Consider the following 15,914-nt stretch of genomic DNA (forward strand, 5'->3'; position numbering starts at 1 on the left):
GCCGCGGACAGCTCGCCATTGAAAAACGGGGCCCTCAGCGGCCCCGTTGCTCATTCCGCTGCTGCTGGTGCCGGCGGAGCCTCGCCGGGCGCCCACCGCTCGAACACCGCGATGCTCTCCACATGCGCGGTATGCGGGAACATGTTGACCGCACCCGCCGCAGTGCAGCGGTAACCGCCCTGGTGCTGCAGCAACCCGGCGTCGCGCGCCAGGGTTGCCGGATTGCAGCTGACATAGACGATCCGGCGCGGCAGCTCGAAGCCGGGCGCGAGCGCCGGGTCCTGGTGCAGGTCGACCAGCGCCTTGACCAGCGCGAACGCGCCTTCCCGCGGAGGATCGACCAGCCACTTGTCCGCTGCGCCCTGGGCCGCGAGCAAGGCCGGCGTCATCTCGAACAGGTTTCGGGCGTCGAAGCGTGTCTTGCCCGCCAATCCGTTGCGATCGGCGTTCTCTCGCGAACGCGCCACCAGTGCTTCGCTGCCTTCGATGCCCAGCACCTCGCGCGCCTGGGTCGCGATCGGCAGGGTGAAGTTGCCGAGACCGCAGAACCAGTCGATCACGCGCTCGTCGGGCTGCGCGTCCAGCAAGCGCAGCGCCCGCCCCACCAGCACGCGGTTGATGTGGTGGTTGACCTGCGTGAAGTCGGTCGGCTTGAAGGGCATCGTCAGGCCGAACTCGGGCAGCGTGTAGTTGAGCTCGGGGCCACCCTCCTCCAGCCGGTGCACGGTGTCCGGCCCTTTGGGCTGCAACCACCACTGGATCGCGTGCCGGGAGGAAAACGCGGCGAGCCGCCCGAGGTCGCCGGCACTGAGCGGCTCCAGGTGGCGCAGCACGAGCGCCGTCGTCTCTGCGCCAACCGCGACCTCGATCTGCGGAACGCGGTCGCGGGCATCCATCGACATGACGAGCTCCTGCAGCGGCACGATGAGCGCGGCCAGCTGCGGCGGCAGCACCTCGCAGGTGGTCATGTCGGCCACATAGGTGGACTTGCGCTCGTGGAACCCCACCAGGACGCGCCCCTTCTTGGCGACATGCCGCACCGAGAGACGTGCCCGGAACCGATACCCCCAGGCGGGACCTTCGATCGGACGAAGAAGCCGTTCAGGCTTGACCTTGCCCAGGTGCCACAGGGCGTCTTCCAGGGCGCGCTGCTTGGTGGCCACCTGGGCGCCCACGTGCAGATGCTGCAGCTTGCAGCCGCCACAGGTTCCGAAATGCCGGCACTTCGGGACGACACGTTGCGAACTCTCCCGCCGCAGCGCCGTCATGGTGGCCTGTTCCCAGTTGTTCTTGCGGCGCCCCACGGACACCTGCACTTCCTCGCCGGGGAGCGCCCCGTCGATGAACACCACCTTGCCTTCCTCGTTGTGGGCCACGCCCTGGCCTTCGAGGTCGAGCGATTCGACCTTGAGCCATTCCATTGCTTGAGTCATCCCGGCATTATCCCGCGCCGCCGGACCGGCAATCTCAGAAGAGCGAGTCGCGGTGCACGCCGCTGCGCGCCATCCGCCGGCGCAGCTTCATCAGGGCCTCCTGCTGGATCTGGCGAATCCGTTCTCGCGTCAAGCCCAGGCGTGCCGCCAGCACCTCCAGCGTCTCGGGTTCCCGATCGTGAAGGCCGTATCGCCCGCACAGGACTTCCCGTTCACGTTCGTTGAGCCCTTCGAGCCCGTGGTTCAACAGCACGTCGACCTCGTGACTCAGCGTGAGGCTGAGCGGGTCAAGGGCCGCTTCATCGGCGACGCCGTCGAGCATGGAGTCGGCGCTGTCGCGGTCGAGGGGCGCATCGAGGGACGCCGGCAGCTCCGCCAGGCGGAGCAGCTCGGCGACCTCACGGGCGGAGCGGCCGATCCGGGCGGCGATGGCCTCCACCCTGACCCGTGGCTCGCTGCCATCAGCCGGCTGCTCGGATTCGAGAGCACGCCGCGCCTTGAGGACGTGGTTGAGTTCGCGCACGACATGCACCGGCAAACGAACCAATCGCGCCTGGTGCATGATGGACCGCTCGACGCTCTGACGGATCCACCAGGAGGCATAGGTGGAGAAGCGGAAACCCCGGTCGGGTTCGAACTTCTCGATGGCATGCATCAGCCCGAGGTTGCCCTCCTCGATCAGGTCCGTGAGCGGCAGCCCTCGTCCCAGGTAGTTCTTGGCAATGCTGACCACCAGGCGCAGGTTGCGCTCGATCATCTGCTGGCGGGCGGAGAAGTCGCCGCCCCTCGCCCGGGTGGCGGCATCGAACTCCTCCTCGGGCGTGAAAAGCGGGGCCCGCCTGATTTCCCGCAGGTAGGTCTGCAAGGTGTTGCCCACCTCCGCCTCGCCCGCCGTCAAACCGGTGGCAATCATCGGATCCGGACCGTCGACGGCCGGCAAGGGCGGCATCGGCCCTTCAGCCGGCGTCCCTTCCAATCCGTCGGCATCGGTGTTTGCCATGGTGTTGCCTCCCGCCGATGATACAAGCGCGGGGAGGCGCGACCACAGGACCCACTCGACCCTGCGGGGCATGCGATTGAAGACCCGGCGAGCCCGCCGCCCCTTCGCAGGCGCGGCCGGGGACGGAACGGGCGTCGGCCGGCAAGCGACGAACCGCGCCGCTGGAGGCGCCCGCGCGCTTAGGCGCGGACGTGAGCGTCCCGGCGCATGAATCCGAAATAGGCGCCCACCGCGGCAAGGACGGCGTGGAGCCAGATGTCATGACCGTACAGCGGAATCAGCCCGAACGTCGTGTACAGCCGGGCCGCCGAGATCAGGCCCATCACCGTGAGCAGCGCGTAGCTCACGGCAACGACCTTGGCGTAGAGCACGGCGGCACTTGCAGAACGGCTCGCCGCGAGGCCCCACGCCCCGAACAGCAGGTGCACGACGTTGTGCAGGATGTTGACCGGAAACAGGCCCAGGGCCAGCCCCAGACCGGCGGTGACGGTCACATCAGGGTGTGAGTGCATGGTCGTGAGGCCGGGGATGAACCCGACCACCCCGACCAGCAGGAAGACGATGCCGAAAACGAGAGCAAAGCGGTTGACAGTCATTGCAGCCTCCAGGATTGAGGCCCTCGATCGGCAAATGCCATTCCACCGCCAAAAACCGCGCCGTCGCGCCATGTGCTGGCTGCCGGCCACGTTGGCCCGGCCCATCGATGAACCTCAGAGGTCAACGCCAGTGACTGCGCGGTTGCAGCGGTACGCAACCCCGAACAGCACGGGACCCGCAGACTCCGTCATTCCCGTCAGTCCAGCGCACCCGCTCTTCGTCCAGCGGAGCGGCCGCAGGCCTAGCGAGCAGGGAGAAGTCGCTCGGGATCGACCGGCTTGCCCTGCTTGCGGATCTCGAAGTGCAGCTTCACGCGGTCGGCGTCCGTCGCGCCCATTTCGGCGATCTTCTGGCCGCGCTTGACGTTCTGCTCCTCCTTCACCAGCAGCGCCTGGTTGTGGGCGTAGGCCGTGAGGTAGGTGTTGTTGTGCTTCAGGATGACGAGGTTGCCATAGCCGCGCAGGCCGCTGCCCGCGTAGACCACGCGGCCGTCCGCCGCGGCCAGCACGGGGTCGCCGGCCTTGCCCGCGATGGCCAACCCCTTGCTCCGCACTTCATCGAAGCGGGCGAGAACGGTGCCGTTGGCGGGCCAGAGCCAGTTGACGTTGTCGTCGCCCGTGGGTGCCGCGACGGGAGGCGGCGCGACGGGTGCCGGCGCAGCCGTCGGCGGCGGCGTGGATGCGGGCGCGGAGGCCGGCTTGGGCGCATCGAGGGGACGCGATTCCACCTTCGCCGCCGTCACGGGGCGAGTGGTCAACGCCCCAGGATCGGCCCCCGGCGGGACGACACGAAGCACCTGCCCCACTTCCAGGATGTTGGGGTTCTCGAGGCTGTTCCACTTGACCAGGTCTTTCCAGTTCTGGCCGGTCTCCAGGCCGACCCGGATCAGGGTGTCGCCCGGGCGCACGGTGAAGTAGCCTGGCTTGCCGGCGTTCTCGGCACCAGGCAGCGGTTTCACCGCCTCGGCCGGCTCCGAGGCGGCGGCGCCCGGCAAGGGGACGGCGGCACGGCCGCCAACGTTGCGTTCCTCGACCGGCGCCCGGGACGTACGGCCGGGACCGGCGCAGGCCACCAGTGTGGCGGCCAGGAACAGCGCACCCGAGAAGCGGGCCACCCGGCCCGCCTCTTTCATCCCATCGGCGCGCAGCGCCCCGTCCAGATTCAATCCCATCGGTACCCAAGCCATCAATCGATTCCTGATTTTAAAGGGACGAAGTGCACCGCCTCATGCACCGAGCGGGTGAAGCCCTCGTCCGTCCGATCCACCACCACCAGAACCTGGCGGGAGCCCGATGCGTCGTGCACCGGGGCCACCAAACGGCCACCGACGGCGAGCTGATCGAGCCAGGCGTCCGGAAGCGCCTCGCCACCGGCGGCGGCGATGATGCTGTCATAGGGGGCGTTCGGAGGGTGCCCCCGCATCCCGTCACCATACACCAGCCGGATGTTCATCTGGCGCAGGGGTGCCAGGTGCTCACGCGCCTTGTCGTGCAACGGGCGGATGCGCTCGATGCTCATGACCTGGCGCGACATCTGCGCGAGCACCGCCGCCTGGTAGCCGCATCCCGTGCCGATTTCCAGCGTCTGGCCCAGCGAACGCCGTGCTCGCGCGTTCGCCCCGAGCATGAGCAGCTCGATCATCCGGGCCACCACCGATGGCTTGGAGATCGTCTGACCATGGCCGATCGGCAGGCTCGTGTCTTCGTAGGCCTGGTTCACGAGCGCGGTGTCGACGAACACGTGCCGCGGCACCTGGCGCATGGCCTCCTTCACGAGGTCGTCGCGCAAGCCCGCCTGGGCCAGGCGGTCGACCATGCGCCGGCGAATGCCGGCGGAATCGAGGCCGAGGCCGGACGGTGCCACGTGGCGCGCCAGGTCGCGCGCGGCCTGCAGCAGCGGCTGCTGCGGGCGCAGCAAGGGCCGGGGCTCGCTGCGGTGGATGGCGCCGGCAATGGGCGTCGCCACAGCCTTGGGCGACACGATGGGTTGAGCGGATGTGGGCACGGCCGGGCGAACCGTCGGCACCGCGGCAGCGGGGCGCCGCGCCGGCTTGTGAAGGCCATCGAGCTGCAACGGGAATTTGGGACGGGACGGCGGCTGGCTCATGCGCCGCTCCGACCCTCTGCCCACCGCCGCCATTGCGGCAAACGAGCGTGGTCGGTCAGGTCAACCTGAAGCGGCGTGATCGACACGCGGCCTTGCGCCGTGGCGTGGAAATCCGTGCCCTCGCCGCCTTCGCGCGCGTCACCGGGCGGACCGATCCAGTAGATCGGGTCGCCGTGGGGGTTGGTCTGGCGAATGACGGGCTCGCTCACGTGCCGGCGGCCGAGCCGCGTCACCTCGCGAGGACGCAGGTCGGCGTCGGGCAGGTTCGGGATGTTGACGTTCAGCAGAAAGGGCGACTCGGCGGGCGGCGTCGCCAGCACCTGTTCGATCACCGAGCGAGCCACGCGGGCCGCTGCGTCCAGGTGGGCCCAGCCCTTGTGCACCTGGGAAAAGGCGATGGCCGGAATGCCGAACAGGAAGCCCTCCATCGCCGCCGCGACGGTCCCCGAATACAGGGTGTCGTCCCCCATGTTGGCGCCCTGGTTGATGCCCGTCACGATCAGATCCGGGCGCTCCGAGAGCCAACCGGTGAGCGCGACGTGCACGCAATCCGATGGCGTACCGTTCAGGTAGCGGAAGCCGTTCGGCGCTGTGAAGGCCGAGAGCGGCCGGTTCAGCGTGAGTGAGTTGGACGTACCGCTGGCGTTCTGCTCGGGGGCCACCACGTCGAGCTGGCCCAGGCCTTCGCAGGCTTGGACGAGCGCGGCCAGGCCCGGAGCAAGGTAGCCGTCGTCATTGGCAATCAGGATGCGCATGGCGCGATTGTAAGGACACGTCACCTGCGGGACGGTGGGGCATCTGCACGCTGTTTATGATCCTCGACGCTCACAAGAACCCCGGAGAACAGCATGCAAGTCTGGTTGTGCGAGAACCCCATCGGTCCCGAAGCCCTGGTCTGGACCACGCTTCCCACCCCTGAGCCGCAAGCGGGCGAGGTGCGCATCGCGATCCGCGCCGCGAGCCTGAACTTCCCCGATCTGCTCATCGTGCAGAACAAGTACCAGGTGAAGCCGCCGCTGCCGTTCGTTCCAGGCTCGGAGTACGCGGGCGTCATCGAGGCCGTGGGCGACGGCGTCACCCAGTTCAAGGTCGGCGACAGGGTGGCCACCTTCGGCGGCGGCGGCGGCTTCGGCACCCACGTCATCACCAAGGCGGCGCAGCTGATGCCGCTGCCCGAGGGCTTCGCGTTCGACGATGCGGCAGCCTTCCTCTGCACCTACGGCACCACTCACCACGCCCTGATCGACCGCGGCCAGCTGAAGGCCGGTGAAACCGTCCTGGTGCTGGGCGCCGCCGGCGGGGTCGGCACGGCGGCCATCCAGATCGCCAAGGCGGCGGGCGCAAAGGTCATCGCTGCTGCATCGAGCGACGAGAAGTGCCAGCTCTGCAAGGAGCTGGGTGCGGACGCCACGATCAACTACAGCACCGGCAACCTGCGCGACCAGATCAAGGCCCTCACAGACGGCAAGGGCCCGGATGTGGTCTACGACCCCGTGGGCGGCGACCTCGCCGAGCCGGTGTTCCGCTCCATCGCCTGGCGCGGCCGCTACCTCGTGATCGGCTTTGCGCAAGGCACGATTCCCTCCCTGCCGCTCAACCTCACGCTGCTCAAGGGCGCGTCCATCGTCGGCGTGTTCTGGGGCGAATTCGCTCGCCGCGAGCCGGGCAACAGCGCCCGCGGCCTTGCGGAATTGGCAAGCTGGTACGCCCAAGGGAAGATCAAGCCCGTCATCGACCAGCGCCTGCCGATGTCGGCGCTGCCCGATGCCTTCGCCCGCATGAGCACCCGCAAGGTGCATGGCAAGCTGGTCCTGACAAACGACTGAGCCTGCAGGACGGCCGATGTGCCGAGTCGCGGGATGCGGGCTTAGCAGAAAAATCGACCCGTGCTCCTTCCCCCTGTCAACATTGACAGGGGGCTCTTTCCCTGTCCATTTGTACCGCGTGAGTAAGCTACGATGTGCTTCCTTTCGAAGCTACATCCCGGCATGGCAATCAAGGTCCTGATCGTCGAAGACAACCCCGTCGCGCGCAGCTTCCTGTGCCGCGTCGTGCGCGAGAGCTTCAGCGACGCCATCGTCATCACCGAAGCCGGTGACCTGGAGAGCGCACGTCGCCAGATCGGCGTCGTCGACCCCAAGGTCGATGAGAACTCGCCCGACGTCTTCAAGCTCATCCTGGTCGACCTGGAACTGCCTGACGGCAACGGCATGGAGCTGCTCACCGAACTGGTCCGCTACCCGGCGACCAAGATCGTCACCACGCTCTACTCCGACGACGACCACCTTTTTCCTGCGCTGCAATGCGGGGCGGACGGCTACCTGCTGAAGGAAGACCGATTCGAGGTGCTGGTCGAGGAACTGCAGAAGATCGTTCGCGGCCAGCCGCCTCTCTCGCCGGCGATTGCGCGTCGGCTGCTGAGCCACTTCCGCCAGGGCCCGGGTGGCATGGGCGCCCTGGCCGGCCTGGGCGAACCGGCCTTGCTCAGCGGCTCGGGCTTCCAGAGCAGCCGGCCGCTGCCCCTCGGGCGCGGGGCGCCGCTCGACCACGAGCGCCTCACCCCGCGCGAGAGCGAGGTCCTGACGTACCTCAGCAAGGGGTTCACGATCAAGGAGATCGCGAACCTGATGGGCATCAAGTGGTTCACGGTGAACGATCACATCAAGTCCATCTACAAGAAGCTGAACGTTTCCAGCCGTGCGGAGGCCGCAGTGCTGGCCAGCAAGCACGGCCTGGTCTGACCTGGCGGTGACGCCCCGGTTCTCGATGGATCCGACCGCCGGCGGTGCCGGCACCGCCCCTCCCTCTCGCGCTGCCGACGCACGCCGCAGCAGCGGGCCGGACTCGCTCCTCGACTCCCGCCTCATCGAACAGACGCTCGGCAGCGTCGAACACTTTGCCCGCTGGATGGGCTGGCGGCTTCGACTCCTCGTCGTTGCCGCACTCATCGGCTGCGTCGGCGTGGCGCTGCTCGCTCGGTGGCTGGCGGACAGCCCGCAGTTGCCGGCCGACTGGCAGATGAACCCGGCCGGACAACTTGTTCTTGCCGCCACGTCGGACGAACGGCTGAAGCCCTTTCTCGGCCAGGGACTGGTGCAACTGGCCACGCCCGCCCGCAGCGTGGCGGGCCTGGATGCACTGGCGCTGACGCGTTCGCCGCGCTGGATCATCGAAGACGCGTTGCGCGAGCGGCACCTCGCGATGCACTGGCGGATCGACCACGTGCTGGCCGAGCCGGCGGTCACCCTTCGCTTTGCGAACGGTGGTGCCGTGACGGTCGCACCTGCGCCGCGGGGCCTGGCAAGCCTGGGCGCGATGTTCTGGGTCATGATGACCATCGCCCTGGTGGTCTACCTGGTCGGCATGGTGGTGGCCCTGGCCCATCCTTCCATGCGCACCCTGCTGTTCTCGGTCATGTGTGCCACACAGGCCGGCCACCTCACCTTCATTGCGGTCGAGTCGACGCTCCTGCTCGGATTGCCCGAGCCCTTCGCGCAGCTGGACCTGCCGTGGCGCATCGGCTTCGATCTGGTGATGTGCGCCGCTGTCGTGCACGCCGCCTCGCTGCACCCGCGACGCGTACCAGGCCAGATGGCGGTCGCCTGGCTCGGGTGGTCGGCCATGGGGGCCATCGGCCTGCTGCTTGCCTCGGGGCTGGTCTCCGACATCTGGTGGTGGATCCAGAACACTGTGGCGGTGATGGGCATCGTCACCATCGCGGTGCTGGCGTGGTCGTACCAGTTGCTGCGTCATCCGTTCGCCATCGTCATGCGGCGCTTCGGCGTCATGGCGGTGAGCACCTGGGTGCTGCTGACGGTCGCGGTCGCACTCGCTGCGCTCGACCATGTGCCCTCGGTGCAGCAGCAGGTGGCCGCGGTCGGGCCGGTCATCTGGTACGTCTTCCTGGCGTCGCTGTTGCTGCTGATGCCGCTGCTGTCGAAGTCGCAGCAGGTGATGCGGGAGTTCTCGCTGCTCGCGGCCATCAGCACGGTGGCCACCTCGCTCGACCTGCTGTTCGTGGCGGTGTTCTCCTTCGGGCAGTTCGCCTCGGTGACGCTTGCGCTGTTCCTGTCCCTCGGCTTGTATGCCGGCGCGCGACAATGGGTGCTGAACCGCGTGCGTCACCGCAACATGCTGACGACCGAGCGCCTGTTCGAGAAGCTCTACCGCATCGCGCGGGAAGTCGAGGCCCATCCCGACCGCGCCCCGGCCCTGTTGCTGCACCTGCTCCAGGAATTCTTCGAGCCGCTCGAGGCCGTGGTGGTGGACAAGCGCAGTTCGACGGTGCGGGTCGTGGGAGATGGCTCCACCCTGATGCTGCCCGTGCCGGCGCTCACCGACAAGCAGGTCGGCACACCGAGCTCCATCGTCATGCGCTTCGCCGACCGGGGGCAACGCCTCTTCACCTCGGATGATGCCCGCCTGACCGACCGCATCGTCGAGCAGCTGTGCCGGGCGGTCGCCTTCGATCGTGCCGTCGAGCAAGGACGCAGCGAGGAACGCCTGCGCCTTGCCCAGGACCTGCATGACGACATCGGCGCCCGGTTGCTGACGCTGATGTACAAGGCCCAGTCACCCGAAATGGAGGACTACGTCCGGCACACCTTGCAAGACCTGAAGACGCTCACCCGCGGCCTGGCGGCACCGAGCCACGCGTTGTCACACGCCGCCGGCGAGTGGAAGGCGGACCTGACGCAACGGCTGTCTGCGGCGCAGATCCGACTGGGCTGGCACCTCAACTTCGACCGCGACATCTCGCTCACCGTGGTCCAGTGGTCAGGCCTCACGCGCGTGATGCGGGAATTGGTGAGCAACGCCATCGCCCACGCCGGTGCCACGCAACTGGACATCGAATTCCAGCTCGCCGATGACCGGCTTGTGCTCAGCGTCACGGACAACGGTCAGGGCCGCAATCCACAGGCCTGGGCGCATGGACTCGGCCTCGGCGGCGTGCGCAAACGCGTGAAGCAGCTCGGTGGTGAGGTGGAGTGGCGCGAGGTCGAGCCCAACGGCATCCGCTGCCAGGTCGTCATCAGGCAGCTGTCGGAACGTCCTTGACGCTGCGGGTCGCCCGCGCCGTCCGGGTCCGCACGGGCATCACGTAGTCGGGCTGGAAGCAGCGGTGCTCGCCTTCCTCGAACTCGACTGTCACGCTGGCCGCATCAGCGCACACCACGGTGCCCTTGCCGTAACGCTTGACCCGCACCGCCTGCCCGGTCTCGAAGGCGATGACCGGCGCGGCGAGCCGGACCGGTTCGACCTGCTCCGCAGTGTCCTCACGCGCCTTGTCGGCTTCGAAACCGGCCAGTCGGACGCAGTTGTCGCAGGTGCCGCAACGGTCGAATGACGGCGTCTCACCGAAGTGCGCCAGCAGTGCCTTCCAGCGGCATCCGCCCTCGAGGGCGTAAGCCACCATGCGCTCGAGCGTGGCCCGCTCCTGTTCCCGCTTGCGGACGTACAGCGCGTGCAGCTCGGCCAGCTCGGCGCCCACCAGGCCGGGCCTGCGCAGCACCAACTGCCCCGTGCGGTCGGCGGCGATCACCTTCTCGTGACGCAGCAGGCTGATCACCACCTGGACCTTGCTCAGCGGCACGTGCAAAGCCTCCGACAGCCCAGCCACCGTCCAACGGGGCGCATCGCCGCCACTGCCGTGAAGCGCCCGGTAGATGGCTTCGAGGTCCGACGCGCCGGGATACCGGCCGACGAGGAAGAATTGCTGGACGGCCTTGTCGCCGCGCAGGAAGAGCAAGGTGCAGTCAGCCGGTTCGCCGTCCCGGCCGGCGCGTCCGGACTCCTGGTAGTACGCATCGAGGCTTCCGGGCATCTGGTAGTGCAGAACGAAGCGGGTGTCGGGCTTGTCGATGCCGAGCCCGAAGGCGTTGGTGGCGACCACCACCCTCACCTCTCCGGCCATGTAAGCGTCCTGGACCTCTCGGCGGCGTGCCGCAGGCAATCGCCCGTGGTAACAGGCCACCGACTCGCCTTCCTGCGCCAAGGCGCTGCTGACCGCCTCGACGGCCTTGATGGTCGCGGCGTACACCAGCCCGGGTCCGGAGGTGTCCTTCACATAGCGAACCGCGCGCGCGAGCTTGCCGGCTTCGTCGGCGAGGTGCTCGACGCGGTAGCGGAGGTTCTCACGCCAGATGCCGGTGTTCACCAGCCCGTCCGCAGGAATGCCGAGCAGCCGGGAAATGTCGTCGACCACCTCGGGCGACGCCGTGGCCGTCAACGCGAGCACCGTGGGCGAGCCGAGGGCGGTCCGAGCAAGGCCGATCTCGAGGAACGCGGGGCGGAAATCATGGCCCCATTGCGCAATGCAGTGCGCCTCGTCCACCACGAGCAAGTCAGTGGGGTGCTGGGCCAGCTGCTGCAGAAACCCCTTGTCGAGAAGCCGTTCGGGTGTCACCAGGACGAGCTTCGCCGACCCGTCTGCGACAGCGGTCTCCGAGGCGTCGCGCTCCTCGGACGAGATGGCACTGTTGAGCTGGACCGCGGCAATGCCCATCTCGCGCAGCTTGTCGCACTGATCCTTCATCAGCGCGACCAGTGGCGACACCACCAGCGTGCGGCCTTCCAGCATGAGCGCCGGCAATTGGTAGCAGAGCGACTTGCCGGCGCCCGTGGGCATGACGGCCAGCGTGTTCCGCCGGGCCAGCACCCGTTCGATCACCGCTTGCTGCCCTTCGCGCAGCGCCGAGAGTCCGAAGGTGGAACGGAGCAGCCGCTTGAGTCGCGCTGGCAGCGACGGGGACTTCGAGCCGGAAGGCACGCAGGCTACCGGGAAGTGGATTCGTCGGCCGCTTCGTCGAGGTCTTCCTCGGTGTCGTCGAGCGCGACGTCGCCGAGGTCCTCGACGTCGAGGTCCGCCGCGTCGTCCGGATTGGCATCGATGCGATCGGGCAGGATGTCAGCCCCTTCGAGGGCGTCGTCGCCGAAGGCGGCACCACGTTCGCCGGTGCCTGCGGAATCCGTGTCGCTGCCGAGGTCCGCCGGGAGCGCCCCGATGTTCGCATCGTCGGCCGCCTGATGAGGCCGTTCGCCCTGGACGTCGCTCCCGCTGTCGGTGCTGTCGCTCGGGCCGAGTGCGTCGGTGTCGCGACCGGACGCCTGGGTGGGGGCGCGCTGGCCGCCGAGGATGCTGCTCTGTGCCATGGTGTGTCCTTTGATTCAGCGCAGCCGAGGATGCGCAGTGGGTGCGCGCGGGCTGTCCTCGTGAGGCAGCATGTTGAGCGCGGCGGGCATGGTTTCAGGGGCCTCCGCGAGGTGGCCTTTCGCGAGGTCGAGCATGACGGAGTCGAGCCATGCCGATTCGGCGTCGGTGGCATAGGCGCGCTCCTCGCCGGTGGATCGGCGACGGACGATCAACAGCCCGCCCGCCAGCTTGAAGAGGCTCGCGAGGGCGGACGTCCGGTCGGCCTCGATATCGAAGTCTCGCGGGTCATAGCCCCAGGCCCCAAGCGCACGGCGCAGGCGCTGCGTCTTGTCCTGGAAGGTGGACGGCTTGGTTTCGAGCGGCATGGGACTTCTCCTTCGTCTTTCGTGAGACGTCCATCGTCCCAAAAGGTCCGTGAACTGACTGTAGGACGACGCCCGTTCGAGAGGTCGGTATTGGCGCAAACCGCAGCGCTTTTCGGCCATCGCCGCAATTGCGAGTGCATGGCCGGCTTTATTGCTTCACCGTCGGGCGACGGCCGCCCCGATCATGACCGCTGCACTGCTTCGACAGGGAGCCTCCATGTTCTGTCTCCACCATCCCGTGCCTCACGAAGACTGCGCCGACTGCCGTCCGACCGTGACGCGCATGCGCCCCACCGTGTTTGCCGAACTCGCCGCCGCCGAACTCCATCGCGGCACCGGCTGCTGCGCTGCCTGCGAATACCTCTACTTCGGACAGCCGGCCCGTTGTCCGCGGTGCAGGCAGCCGTTGCACCTGGTCGACGAACCAGGCGACGGTTTGCTGGCGCGTGCTGATGTCCTGCATCTGTCCGCCGACCGGGCGGCATGGTCCGCTGGGCAAGGTCGTCACGCCGAGCCGGCGACGGCGGCCTTGGTGTTGGGCCGGCCTCCCGCGTTGACTTCGCGGGCGCGGACCGCCGAGGCCTGAACCACGGCCTGAGTGGCTCAGCCGAGACGCACGCCAAATGCCGCAAGACTGGCGCCCGCGGCTGCGTCGTCATGCGCGGTTGACCGGGCCGGCTGGCCAGGCGTTCGGATCGAGCCAGCCACTGTGCGGTGCCGCCGCGACGGCCGCCCCTCAGCAAAGGCCCGACAGCATTTCTTGCTGCCGGAGTCGCTGCCCGTCGAGCACGGCCCGGACCGATGGCCAGGCGTCACTTCTCCAGGCCGACGAACTCACCGTCAACGGCAGCGCCTTCGTAGATGGTGACGAGCCCGTGCTGAACGGAGCCGTGGATGATGGCCGTGCACGCCAGATCGAGCCGGCCACGCGCGATGACGGCATGCTCGGCGTGCCCTGCAGCTACCGACCCGGCGATGACGACGGACCCGCTGCCCTCCACGCCACCGAGCACCCGCGCGCCGAGATCGACGACCAGCAGGCCCTCGGTTGCCGTGACACGACCGGTGACCTCACCGCGGACCCAGACGTGCCGAGCCCGGCAATCCCCGGCGATGCGTGTGCCGACAGGCACGACGAACAGGCCCTGGGCGGGTCGCGGCAGATGAAGCCACTGCGCCGTCACGTCGCTGTCAAGCGGCTCGCGAAATGCACCGCCTGCCGGCGCGTGCGCTGGCGCCGGCACCGGCACTTCCGTTCTCAGCACAGGAAGCGCGCGCATTGCTGCAGGCGATGACAGATGCATGGCGGCATGCGTGTCCCGTAGCGCTGCATTCCCGCTGCCCAGATGCAGCCTCAGCGCCAGGCTGGAGCCGGCGGGCGAGCTTCCTCTTGCTGCCGTGCTGGCACGCGCGCTCGAGTCGCTCACGACCGCATGCCGCGGGATGGCAGGCGGCTGGGGGCCGCAAGGCCGGGTCAGGTCCAGCTCGAATCTCATGGGGTTACTCCAGGAGCAAGGTGCCGCGGTCGGTCTCGGCTCGACCGCGCGATGGATCGATGCGCACCACGAGTGCACCGGAAGGCAGTCGGTCACCGAGCCGGAAGCGTGCCGGTACACCCCGGCTGTCGGGAACCACCACGGTGTCGGTGTCGACGATGGCCACCAGCCGTTCCCGGTGCCCGGTCCGCTGCCATGCGGATGCCGGCCGCGGTGTGTCGGCGGGCTCGACCCGCTCCGGCTCGTCTTGCTGCGGCGCTGTGCCGCGTCGCTTCTTCGATGTCGCCGCCGCAACGACCGCACTGCCCTCCGCGGGCCGCGGGCGCGACGACTTGCGGGTGTTGCCCCGTGGCGCGCCCTCCGGCCGCTTGAGCGGCGGATCGCTTCCCAAGCGAGCGTCGACCGCGGTCGGGCGCACAGCGTCCCCTGGCACAAGCATGGCGACCGCGTCCGCATGCTCGCGTGCATCCGGGCCACTCGCGGCTCGCAGGCCGGCGCGCGGGCTGGAAGAGGCGGCGGCAACCGTTCGGGCGTCGTCCCAGATGCCGTCGTGCCAATCGCCCTCTTGCCGCCCAGACCTGGCGCCCGGTTGCGTGCCTGCGCTCGGGCCCGCGCCCGCCACGGGCCCGGTTGGCTCGTGCAAGGCCGGCCCGCCGCCTGCTGCCGAACGGGCCGGTGCGTTCGCCACCGAAGTGGGCATGCGGCTCGGCGCGGTTGGGAGGGGCACTGCGCCGGCCGCCGGCAGACCGTGAAGCCCCGGAAGATCGGAGCCCGGCGCGACGCCAAGGCGCAGTCCCGCCGGCAGGGGGACCGCCGCCTGCGACGCGTCCGTTGTCGACGCGGGCACCGCGGCAAGCTGCAGCGGTGAAGGCCCTGGCGGGGCCGACCGCGCCGCACCAGGGTTGCCCTCGGTCCCGGAAGTCGCACCATCCGGCAGCAAGATGCGATCGACATCGGAAGCCGTTGAATGGCGGCGCACCACGACCCGTGACGGAGGGAGCGCCTTGCCCACGCCCACGCCCACGCCCGCGCCTACGCCTACGCCGGCACCGGCACCGGCACCCGGATCCGCAGACGCAGACGCAGACGCAGCCGCGCTCGCACCCGCAGTCGCGCCCAGGGCCGCCTGCTCAACCGCCCCTGCTTCCATTCCCGCGGCGGTCACCACGCGGTCGCGGCCAAGCAGCCACACGCCCGCCAACAGGAATGCCAGCACAAGGGCTCCCGACCCCAGCAACTTCGCATGCGGGAGGGGCATGGCGGAGGGTGCGACGGAAACCATGCCGCATTCGTGCCATGCGCCCCCATCGCCCTGCCAGCGGCGGCGCCGGCCCGGCAGCCCGACGTCTGCGTGGGCCAGTCGGCCCAGCTTGATGCGAATGACATCATCCCCGGCGGCGCCTGCTGCCGGCGTGGTGCCGGCGACATCGACGGGTGCCAGGCCTGGAAGTGGAGGCCTCCCCCGCTCGCAGGGATCGAGTCCCACCGAACGGCTGGCGTGCAGGGAAGCGCGGGTCACTGCGATCCTCCGCAAGGCCCCTCTGGCCGGAGCAAATCGCCACCGGCGTGTCTCGGCGCTCCCCGCCGCGGGTGCACAGCGAACCGAGCGAAGGCAGGAGGACGAGTGATCGGGCGCAGACGGCACATGGCTGCAGCATGAGCCCACCTTCGTTCACGACTCCCTCGCGAACGATGTGGAAACGCGCCTCGGTGACACGGGCCACGCACGGCAAACCCGGCCCGTCCAGAGGTCGCTCGTCCGGG

Annotated in this window: 15 protein-coding genes; 4 read left to right on the plus strand and 11 right to left on the minus strand. The window is 68.8% G+C overall.

Going from position 1 to position 15,914, the window contains the following annotated elements; all coding sequences use genetic code 11:
* Positions 1-50: 50 nt before the first annotated feature.
* The 6 genes from rlmD to surE form a co-directional block, all read right to left on the minus strand.
* Positions 51-1,433 (minus strand): 23S rRNA (uracil(1939)-C(5))-methyltransferase RlmD, encoded by a 1,383-nt coding sequence (gene rlmD, locus ACSQ2F_RS10760; protein WP_436022573.1) that lies wholly within the window; start codon positions 1,431-1,433, stop codon positions 51-53.
* 34 nt (positions 1,434-1,467) lie between these two features.
* The gene (gene rpoS / locus ACSQ2F_RS10765) at positions 1,468-2,433 is read right to left on the minus strand and encodes an RNA polymerase sigma factor RpoS (RefSeq protein ID WP_436022575.1); all 966 of its coding nucleotides are present in this window, start codon (positions 2,431-2,433) and stop codon (positions 1,468-1,470) included.
* Between the two features lie 179 nt (positions 2,434-2,612).
* Complete coding sequence (locus ACSQ2F_RS10770) at positions 2,613-3,029, minus strand: DUF4383 domain-containing protein (RefSeq protein ID WP_436022577.1); 417 nt, start codon at positions 3,027-3,029, stop codon at positions 2,613-2,615.
* Positions 3,030-3,271: 242 nt separating this feature from the next.
* Positions 3,272-4,162, minus strand: coding sequence for a peptidoglycan DD-metalloendopeptidase family protein (locus ACSQ2F_RS10775; RefSeq protein WP_436026796.1), 891 nt, complete (start codon positions 4,160-4,162; stop codon positions 3,272-3,274).
* A 53-nt stretch (positions 4,163-4,215) separates the two neighbouring features.
* Positions 4,216-5,136, minus strand: a complete 921-nt coding sequence (locus ACSQ2F_RS10780) for a protein-L-isoaspartate(D-aspartate) O-methyltransferase (protein WP_436022579.1) — start codon at positions 5,134-5,136, stop codon at positions 4,216-4,218.
* On the minus strand, positions 5,133-5,891 hold the full coding sequence (gene surE / locus ACSQ2F_RS10785) for a 5'/3'-nucleotidase SurE (protein ID WP_436022581.1): 759 nt from the start codon (positions 5,889-5,891) through the stop codon (positions 5,133-5,135). Before surE ends, ACSQ2F_RS10780 begins: the two co-directional genes overlap by 4 nt.
* 93 nt (positions 5,892-5,984) lie before the next feature.
* On the opposite strand from surE, the gene ACSQ2F_RS10790 reads away from it, so the two are divergent.
* The 3 genes from ACSQ2F_RS10790 to ACSQ2F_RS10800 all read left to right on the plus strand — a co-directional run bounded on the left by ACSQ2F_RS10790 (position 5,985) and on the right by ACSQ2F_RS10800 (position 10,194).
* Complete coding sequence (locus tag ACSQ2F_RS10790; RefSeq protein ID WP_436022583.1) at positions 5,985-6,962, plus strand: NADPH:quinone oxidoreductase family protein; 978 nt, start codon at positions 5,985-5,987, stop codon at positions 6,960-6,962.
* Between the two features lie 162 nt (positions 6,963-7,124).
* Positions 7,125-7,877 (plus strand): LuxR C-terminal-related transcriptional regulator, encoded by a 753-nt coding sequence (locus ACSQ2F_RS10795; RefSeq protein WP_436022585.1) that lies wholly within the window; start codon positions 7,125-7,127, stop codon positions 7,875-7,877.
* Between the two features lie 25 nt (positions 7,878-7,902).
* Positions 7,903-10,194: a sensor histidine kinase gene (locus ACSQ2F_RS10800; protein WP_436022587.1), complete on the plus strand. Its 2,292-nt coding sequence runs from the start codon at positions 7,903-7,905 to the stop codon at positions 10,192-10,194.
* On the opposite strand, the gene ACSQ2F_RS10805 is transcribed toward ACSQ2F_RS10800, so the two are convergent.
* From ACSQ2F_RS10805 to ACSQ2F_RS10815, 3 genes are read right to left on the minus strand one after another with little or no spacing between them, the layout of a single operon-like run.
* Positions 10,169-11,905, minus strand: a complete 1,737-nt coding sequence (locus ACSQ2F_RS10805; RefSeq protein ID WP_436022589.1) for a RecQ family ATP-dependent DNA helicase — start codon at positions 11,903-11,905, stop codon at positions 10,169-10,171. The genes ACSQ2F_RS10800 and ACSQ2F_RS10805 overlap by 26 nt on opposite strands.
* A 5-nt stretch (positions 11,906-11,910) precedes the next feature.
* Positions 11,911-12,288 carry a hypothetical protein gene (locus tag ACSQ2F_RS10810; protein ID WP_436022591.1) on the minus strand — a complete coding sequence of 126 codons (378 nt, stop codon included), beginning with the start codon at positions 12,286-12,288 and terminating at the stop codon, positions 11,911-11,913.
* 15 nt (positions 12,289-12,303) lie between these two features.
* Complete coding sequence (locus ACSQ2F_RS10815; protein ID WP_436022593.1) at positions 12,304-12,654, minus strand: hypothetical protein; 351 nt, start codon at positions 12,652-12,654, stop codon at positions 12,304-12,306.
* Between the two features lie 283 nt (positions 12,655-12,937).
* On the opposite strand from ACSQ2F_RS10815, the gene ACSQ2F_RS10820 reads away from it, so the two are divergent.
* Complete coding sequence (locus ACSQ2F_RS10820) at positions 12,938-13,240, plus strand: hypothetical protein (RefSeq protein ID WP_436022595.1); 303 nt, start codon at positions 12,938-12,940, stop codon at positions 13,238-13,240.
* Between the two features lie 226 nt (positions 13,241-13,466).
* Here ACSQ2F_RS10820 and ACSQ2F_RS10825 read toward each other — a convergent pair whose 3' ends face one another.
* Both ACSQ2F_RS10825 and ACSQ2F_RS10830 read right to left on the minus strand, forming a co-directional pair.
* A complete protein-coding gene (locus ACSQ2F_RS10825) occupies positions 13,467-13,934 on the minus strand; it encodes a bactofilin family protein (protein ID WP_436022597.1) in 468 nt (155 codons plus the stop codon).
* Between the two features lie 220 nt (positions 13,935-14,154).
* On the minus strand, positions 14,155-14,316 hold the full coding sequence (locus tag ACSQ2F_RS10830) for a hypothetical protein (protein ID WP_436022599.1): 162 nt from the start codon (positions 14,314-14,316) through the stop codon (positions 14,155-14,157).
* Positions 14,317-15,914 lie beyond the last annotated feature (1,598 nt).

The organism is Rhizobacter sp. LjRoot28, from assembly GCF_964253025.1.
In the GTDB taxonomy this organism is placed as follows: Bacteria; Pseudomonadota; Gammaproteobacteria; order Burkholderiales; family Burkholderiaceae_C; genus Rhizobacter.

Bases quoted from the DNA above. Each gene is read 5' to 3' on its own strand.
- rlmD (WP_436022573.1), bottom strand. From the start codon at position 1,433: ATGACTCAAGCAATGGAATGGCTCAAGGTCGAATCGCTCGACCTCGAA.
- rpoS (WP_436022575.1), bottom strand. From the start codon at position 2,433: ATGGCAAACACCGATGCCGACGGATTGGAAGGGACGCCGGCTGAAGGG.
- ACSQ2F_RS10770 (WP_436022577.1), bottom strand. From the start codon at position 3,029: ATGACTGTCAACCGCTTTGCTCTCGTTTTCGGCATCGTCTTCCTGCTG.
- ACSQ2F_RS10775 (WP_436026796.1), bottom strand. From the start codon at position 4,162: ATGAAAGAGGCGGGCCGGGTGGCCCGCTTCTCGGGTGCGCTGTTCCTG.
- ACSQ2F_RS10780 (WP_436022579.1), bottom strand. From the start codon at position 5,136: ATGAGCCAGCCGCCGTCCCGTCCCAAATTCCCGTTGCAGCTCGATGGC.
- surE (WP_436022581.1), bottom strand. From the start codon at position 5,891: ATGCGCATCCTGATTGCCAATGACGACGGCTACCTTGCTCCGGGCCTG.
- ACSQ2F_RS10790 (WP_436022583.1), top strand. From the start codon at position 5,985: ATGCAAGTCTGGTTGTGCGAGAACCCCATCGGTCCCGAAGCCCTGGTC.
- ACSQ2F_RS10795 (WP_436022585.1), top strand. From the start codon at position 7,125: ATGGCAATCAAGGTCCTGATCGTCGAAGACAACCCCGTCGCGCGCAGC.
- ACSQ2F_RS10800 (WP_436022587.1), top strand. From the start codon at position 7,903: ATGGATCCGACCGCCGGCGGTGCCGGCACCGCCCCTCCCTCTCGCGCT.
- ACSQ2F_RS10810 (WP_436022591.1), bottom strand. From the start codon at position 12,288: ATGGCACAGAGCAGCATCCTCGGCGGCCAGCGCGCCCCCACCCAGGCG.
- ACSQ2F_RS10815 (WP_436022593.1), bottom strand. From the start codon at position 12,654: ATGCCGCTCGAAACCAAGCCGTCCACCTTCCAGGACAAGACGCAGCGC.
- ACSQ2F_RS10820 (WP_436022595.1), top strand. From the start codon at position 12,938: ATGCGCCCCACCGTGTTTGCCGAACTCGCCGCCGCCGAACTCCATCGC.
- ACSQ2F_RS10825 (WP_436022597.1), bottom strand. From the start codon at position 13,934: ATGCGCGCGCTTCCTGTGCTGAGAACGGAAGTGCCGGTGCCGGCGCCA.